6 protein-coding genes are annotated in these 5,602 nt (G+C 74.8%); 1 reads left to right on the top strand and 5 read right to left on the bottom strand.

Translation table 11 applies throughout. The annotated features are described in order from the left end of the window. Positions 1-150 precede the first annotated feature (150 nt). The 3 genes from KBX39_RS21385 to KBX39_RS21395 all read right to left on the bottom strand — a co-directional run bounded on the left by KBX39_RS21385 (position 151) and on the right by KBX39_RS21395 (position 2,512). A complete protein-coding gene (locus KBX39_RS21385; protein ID WP_210872159.1) occupies positions 151-1,473 on the bottom strand; it encodes a glycosyltransferase family 2 protein in 1,323 nt (440 codons plus the stop codon). A gap of 2 nt (positions 1,474-1,475) precedes the next feature. Continuing rightward, positions 1,476-1,745 (bottom strand): phosphopantetheine-binding protein, encoded by a 270-nt coding sequence (locus KBX39_RS21390; RefSeq protein ID WP_030499105.1) that lies wholly within the window; start codon positions 1,743-1,745, stop codon positions 1,476-1,478. Positions 1,746-1,831: 86 nt separating this feature from the next. Further along, positions 1,832-2,512: a 4'-phosphopantetheinyl transferase superfamily protein gene (locus KBX39_RS21395; protein WP_210872161.1), complete on the bottom strand. Its 681-nt coding sequence runs from the start codon at positions 2,510-2,512 to the stop codon at positions 1,832-1,834. A 65-nt stretch (positions 2,513-2,577) separates the two neighbouring features. On the opposite strand from KBX39_RS21395, the gene KBX39_RS21400 reads away from it, so the two are divergent. After that, the gene (locus KBX39_RS21400; RefSeq protein ID WP_210872163.1) at positions 2,578-3,984 is read left to right on the top strand and encodes a condensation domain-containing protein; all 1,407 of its coding nucleotides are present in this window, start codon (positions 2,578-2,580) and stop codon (positions 3,982-3,984) included. A 16-nt stretch (positions 3,985-4,000) separates the two neighbouring features. On the opposite strand, the gene KBX39_RS21405 is transcribed toward KBX39_RS21400, so the two are convergent. Next, entirely contained in the window at positions 4,001-5,203 is a 1,203-nt protein-coding gene (locus KBX39_RS21405; RefSeq protein ID WP_043323260.1) for a cytochrome P450, read from the bottom strand. Between the two features lie 10 nt (positions 5,204-5,213). Then, positions 5,214-5,602, bottom strand: a 389-nt coding sequence (locus tag KBX39_RS21410) for a glycosyltransferase (protein WP_369010119.1), incomplete at its 5' end; no start/stop codon positions are given.

Below are 5,602 nucleotides of genomic sequence, written 5' to 3' on the forward strand. Positions count from 1 at the left end.
CAACCTGGACGAGCCGGAGCGCGACGGCGAGGTCGACCACATCCGTGGGCGGGCACGCGCGACGACGGTGGACGCGGTGCTGTCGAACTCGTTCGGCTTCGGCGGCCACAACGTCAGCCTCGTCCTGGCGCGGCCCGCCTGAGCGGCGGGTCAGCGGAGCGTGATCACCCTGGCCGCGTCGTACGCGGCGACGGCGACGCTGAAGTGCGGGCGCAGCATGTCGGCCACGTAGTCCAGGTCGGCGACGAGCGGCACCGGCAGCAGAGCGCGCTGGTCCAGGCCGGTACGGGTGGCGACCAGCTCGATCCGGTCGGCCTTGAGCAGCCCCCGGGTGAGGAACGCCGGCAGGTCCTCGGGGAGCAGGCAGCGCCACATGTCGACGTTGACGATCACGTCCAGCGCGCCGGCCTTGAACTGCTGGAGCACGGTGCCGAGCAGGTGGGAGTTCGTCCCGCCGACCGGCGCGTCGTGGTCGAACGTGTGCGACCCGGGGCCCAGGTCGAGCGCGGACACGCCGTTGCCGACGACCAGCGCGGCGCTCGTGGCCAGCTCGTCGCCGAGCGACCCGGGCAGCACGTCCGGCCGGCCCAGCCCACCGGAGCGGTACGCCTCGATGGCCGCGCCGTAGAGCCGGATCCGGCCCAGGTGCCGGCCGAACGTGTTGATCCCGTACAGCACCTCGACGTCGTAGCGCAGGTGCTTGCGCAGCAGGTACTTCATGTTGTCCATCGAGGCGATCCCGTTGGACGTCTTGCGGAAGTGCGGGAGGTGGTAGGAGAGCGCGTCGACGTCCAGCCGGAACAGCTCCGGCGGGGCGCCGTGCAGGTGGAACACCCGGTAGAAGAACTCCAGGTCCTCGAAGCCCCACTTGACCATCGCCTCGTCGAAGCCACCGACCCGCCGGAACGACTCGTGGTCCACCGACGCGTTGTGGGTCAGGCCCAGCACCCAGGGCGCGCTCGGGAAGTCGCCCATCCGCTGCGGGAGGGCGATGTCCTCCAGCCGCGGGTCGCCGCGCTCGGCGTCCAGCATCGCCGGCACGACCGGCTCGCCGCGGCGCAGCGCGTCCGCGCCGGCCCAGTCCAGGTCGTACCGCTGGCCGAGCAGCACCCCGGGCCGGCCGGCGCGCCCGGCGTGGAAGTCGCGGTGCCGCTTGAGCAGCGTGGGATGCGCCACCGTGTCGGCGTCCAGGAACATCAGCGTGGCCGCGCGGGCCCGGGCCGCCGCCGCGTTGCGGTTGGCGCTGCGCCCCCGGTTCCGGTCGCTGCGCACGTACTCGATCCGCAGCCGGCCCCGGTACGCGTCCACCACCGGGCCCAGCGCGACGGCCGACCCGTCGTCGCCGACGACGACCTCGAAGTCGGCGGCCGGCAGCGTCTGCCGGGTCAGCGAGCGCAGCGTGGTGTCGAGCGCGGACGGGTTCTCGTGCGCGGGCACCACCACGCTCAGGCTGGGCCGGTCCGCTGTGGGCATGCTCAGCGCGCGGTGGAGTTGGCGGTGATGTAGTCGGCCAGGTCCCCGAGCGTCGCCATCCGGTCCTCGTCCAGCTCCTCGACGTCGATCTGGATCTCCAGCTCGTCCTCCAGCGCCAGCAGCAACTCCAGGCCGAGCGAGGAGCTGAGGCCGAGCTCGTCCATCAGCTGGGTCTGCTCGGTGACCGGCGCGTCCGGCCGCAGCATGCGGGTCAGCAGCACGGTCAGGCGGTCCACGACCTGGTCCCGGGGCGGCGCGTCGTGTTCTAGCACCGGGGCTCCCACGGGTCGATCACGCGCTCCAGCATGGAGTCATCAGAGCAGGGGAGATCGGTGAGTGTCAACGGGTGCGATGGTGGTCACGGGCAGTCACCGAGGTCGGTGCGACACTCGACGGCGTACGGCTCGTCGCCGGCCAGCGCCACCGCCACCGCGTACCCCCGTGGCGCGACCAGGTCGGCGAGCCGGTGCCGGCCGGCCGGGTCGGCGCACTCGACCACGTCGGCCCGGTCCACCGGCATCCCGAGGTTGGGCCACAGCCGGCCCCCGGCCGCCTTGACGGCCGCCTCCTTGCGGGCCCACAGCCGCACGAACCGCCGCGCCCGGGCGGCCTGGTCGGGGCCGGCGGCGACGTGCCGCGCCTCCCGGGGGTGGAAGAAGCGCGCGGACGCCGGCACCGGGTCCCCGCCCGGCACGACGTGCTGGATGTCCACCCCGACCGGGCGGCCGTCGCTGAGCGCCACCGCGACCAGATCGCCGGAGTAGGACAGGCTGGTGTGCAGGCCGCGCCACGGCCCGGTCAGCGCCGGTTTGCCGTACCGGCCGCGGCGCCAGGTCAGCGCCGCCGGTGGCGCGCCCGTGGCCCGCCCGGCCAGCACGCGCAGCGCGCCGTGCGCCACCGTGAACCGGTCCCGCAGCCCGTCGGCGGCGAGCCGCGCGGCCCGGGCCCGCTCGGCCGGGTCGAGCACCGCCCGGTACCGGGCCAGCACGTCCGGCGGCGCCCCGGCCGCAAGCACCCAGACCCGTACGGTGTCCCGCATGGACGGCAGCGTAACGGTGCGCCGTCGCGTTGACACACACCGATGTGCGTTGCTCTCATTGACCGGTGTTCGCGCAGACGGTCCAGGCCCACGTTCCCGTCGCGTTCGCCGGGCCGGGCGCCGGCGTCGCGCCCCTGACCTGGGGGCAGAAGGCCATCATGCAGGACATGCGGGAGACCGGCTGGACGCACAACGTCAGCGGCGCCCACCCGGTGCCGCCGGGCGTCACGGTCGAGCAGGTGGCGGCCGAGTTCGCCGCGCTGATGGCCCGGCACCCGGCGCTGCGGATGCGGCTGGGCGAGGGCGACGGCGGTCCGTGCCAGGTCGTGTCGGCCACCGGCGAGACGGTCCTGGACGTGGTGGACGTGCCCGACGACGCCGACCCGGCCGACGTGGCCACGTTCGCCTACGACCTGGGCCACGCCCGCCTGCTGAGCCACTACGATCTCTACCGCGACTGGTCGGTGAAGATGGCGGTGATCCGGCACCGGGGCGTCCTGGTGCACCGGGTGCTCACCATCGACCACCTCGTGGTCGACGGCACCGCCACGTCGCTGCTCCTGGCCGATCTGGGCCTCGCCGGCCGCCCGGTCCGCCGGGTCGCCGACCCGCGTACCGTGCAGATCCTCGACCTGGGCCGGCGGGAGGAGACGCCGCCGCTGCGCCGGGTCAGCGACCGGGCCGTGCGGCACTGGGCGGAGCACCTGCGGGACATCCCGCCGCTGACGTTCGGCGAGCCGGCCGCCGGTGGGCGCCGGGGGCACCGGTACTGGCACGGCCGGTTCAGCTCACCGGCGGCGTACCTGGCGGTGCGGGCCATCGCGGCGCGGACCCGCACCGACACCTCGCGCGTGCTGCTGGCCGTCATCGCGGTCGCGATCGGCCGGGCCACCGGCGTCAGTCCGCTCACCGCCAAGCTCATCGTCGGCAACCGGTTCCGGCCGGGCTTCGCCGAGGCCATCGCCCCGCTGAGCCAGAACGGCGTGCTGCGCGTCGACACCGCCGACACCACTGTGGACGAGGTGGTGACGCGTGCCCGCCGGGCCGCGGTGTCGGCCGGGAAGTACGCCTACTACGACCCGGCGCAGCTCGCGGAGGTCTCCGACCGGCTGGACACCGAACGCGGATACCCGGCCCGGATCAGCTGCCGGATCAACGACCGGCGGGTGACCACGCGGCAGGCGGCCGACGTCGGGCTGCACGACGACCCGGTGACCGTCGAGCGGATCCGCCGCCGCGCCGACGAGACGTTCCTGGTCTGGGACGGCCCGCTGGACCACCTGCCCGAGCAGGTGTTCATCACCGTCGAGGACCAGCCGGAGACGGTCTACCTCCAGGTCATCTTCGACTTCGGCTGCTTCACCGAGGAGCAGGCGGAACGGCTGCTGCGCGGCGTGGAGGAGGTGGCGGTGGAGGCGGCTCTCGACCCCGCCGCCCCGACCCGGGTGGTCCCGGGATCGGCGGGCGGCTGACCGGTCACAGCGCCGGTCACGCGTCCCAGGTCACCGGCAGCGACTCCAGGCTGCGCACCACCAGACCAGGCCGGAACCGCAGCTGCGACTCGTCGACCGCGAGCCGCAGCCCGGGCAGCCGGCGCAGCAGGCCGCCGAGCGCCTCCTGCAGCTCCATCCGGGCCAGCGCCGCGCCGAGGCAGTGGTGCGGGCCGGCGCCGAAGGCCAGGTGCGGGTTGTGCGCGCGGGTCAGGTCGAGCGTGTCCGCGCCCGGGAACACGGTGGCGTCCCGGTTCGCCGACGCGATCGCCGGCAGCACCGCGGCGCCGGCCGGCAGGCGTACGCCACCCAGCTCCACCTCCTCGGTCGTGACGCGGGGCAGTAGCACCCCGTTGTCGCCGAGCTGAATGAAGCGGGACAGCTCCTCGACCGCCCGGGCCACCGCGACCGGGTCGTCGCCGCGCAGCGCGGCCAGTTGCTCGGGGTGGCGGGCCAGTACGAGCAGGAACAGGTTGAGCTGGTTGGTGGTGGTCTCGTGCCCGCCGACGAAGATGCCGGCGGTGACCGAGACCAGCTCCCGCTCGGTGAGGTCGTCGTGCTCGTCCCAGACCGCGATGAGCGCGCTCATCAGGTCGTCGCCGGGCTCGCGGCGCCGCTGCTCGATCAGCTCGCGGAACGCCTCCAGCGCGGCCCGGGGCGCCTCCGGGTCGGCGTCCCAGTCGCCGACGAGCGCGTCCGACCACTGACGTACCCGCTCCCGGTCCCGCTCGGGGATGCCGAACAGCGTGCTGATCACGGAGATCGGCAGCGGGCCGGAGACGTGCGTGATCAGGTCGGCGGGCGGACCCGCGGCCACCAGGTCGTCGATCATGGCGTCGACGAGCGCCGCGACCCTCGGGCGCAGCTCCTCCACCCGGCGGACGGTGAACGCGTGCGACACGGCCCGGCGCATCGTGGTGTGCCGGGGCGGGTCCATCCCGATCAACGAGTCCTCGGCGAGCGAGCCCAGCTCCCGGGTCGGGCGGTTCGGGCCGGCCGCGGCGGCCCGGCTGAACCGCTGGTCGGTGAAGACACGGCGCACGTCGGCGTGCCGGGTGGCCAGGTACGCGCACGCCCCGTCGGGCAGCTCGACCCGGGCCACCGGGCACGTCTCGCGCATCCGGGTGTAGTCCGGCGACGGGTGGTAGATCGTCGGAGCCGGCGCGAGCGGGTACGGGATGGCCGGTGGGTCCTGCGTCATCTGCGACTCCTCAGATCGGGCCGCCCCGGGCCAGGGCGGCGAGCGTCGGCACCAGGTCGGCGGGGGCGGGCATGGCGTGGACCCGGTCGCGCATCAGCGCCGCCGCGCGCCGCCACGGGCCGTCGGCGATCAGCTCGCGGACGAGGTCCCGCACCGCGGCGGCGGTGGCCTGCTCGCGGGTCAGCCAGGCGCCCGCGCCGGTGGCCGCCAGCCGTTCACCGTTGAAGTGCTGGTCGCTGACCTGCGGCAGGACGAGCTGCGGCACGCCGTACGCGAGCGCGGTCATGGTGGTGCCGGCCCCGCCCTGCTGCACCAGCGCGGCGCAGGTCGGCAGCACCAGCCGCATCGCCAGCGGCCCGTCGGCCAGGCGGACCCCGGCCGGCACCGGCCCCAGCGCCT

Source organism: Micromonospora sp. D75 (genome assembly GCF_018070405.1).
Lineage (GTDB): Bacteria > Actinomycetota > Actinomycetes > Mycobacteriales > Micromonosporaceae > Micromonospora > Micromonospora chalcea.

Coding starts and splice junctions, on each gene's coding strand:
- KBX39_RS21385 (WP_210872159.1), bottom strand. CDS start 1,473: ATGCCCACAGCGGACCGGCCCAGCCTGAGCGTGGTGGTGCCCGCGCAC.
- KBX39_RS21395 (WP_210872161.1), bottom strand. CDS start 2,512: ATGCGGGACACCGTACGGGTCTGGGTGCTTGCGGCCGGGGCGCCGCCG.
- KBX39_RS21405 (WP_043323260.1), bottom strand. CDS start 5,203: ATGACGCAGGACCCACCGGCCATCCCGTACCCGCTCGCGCCGGCTCCG.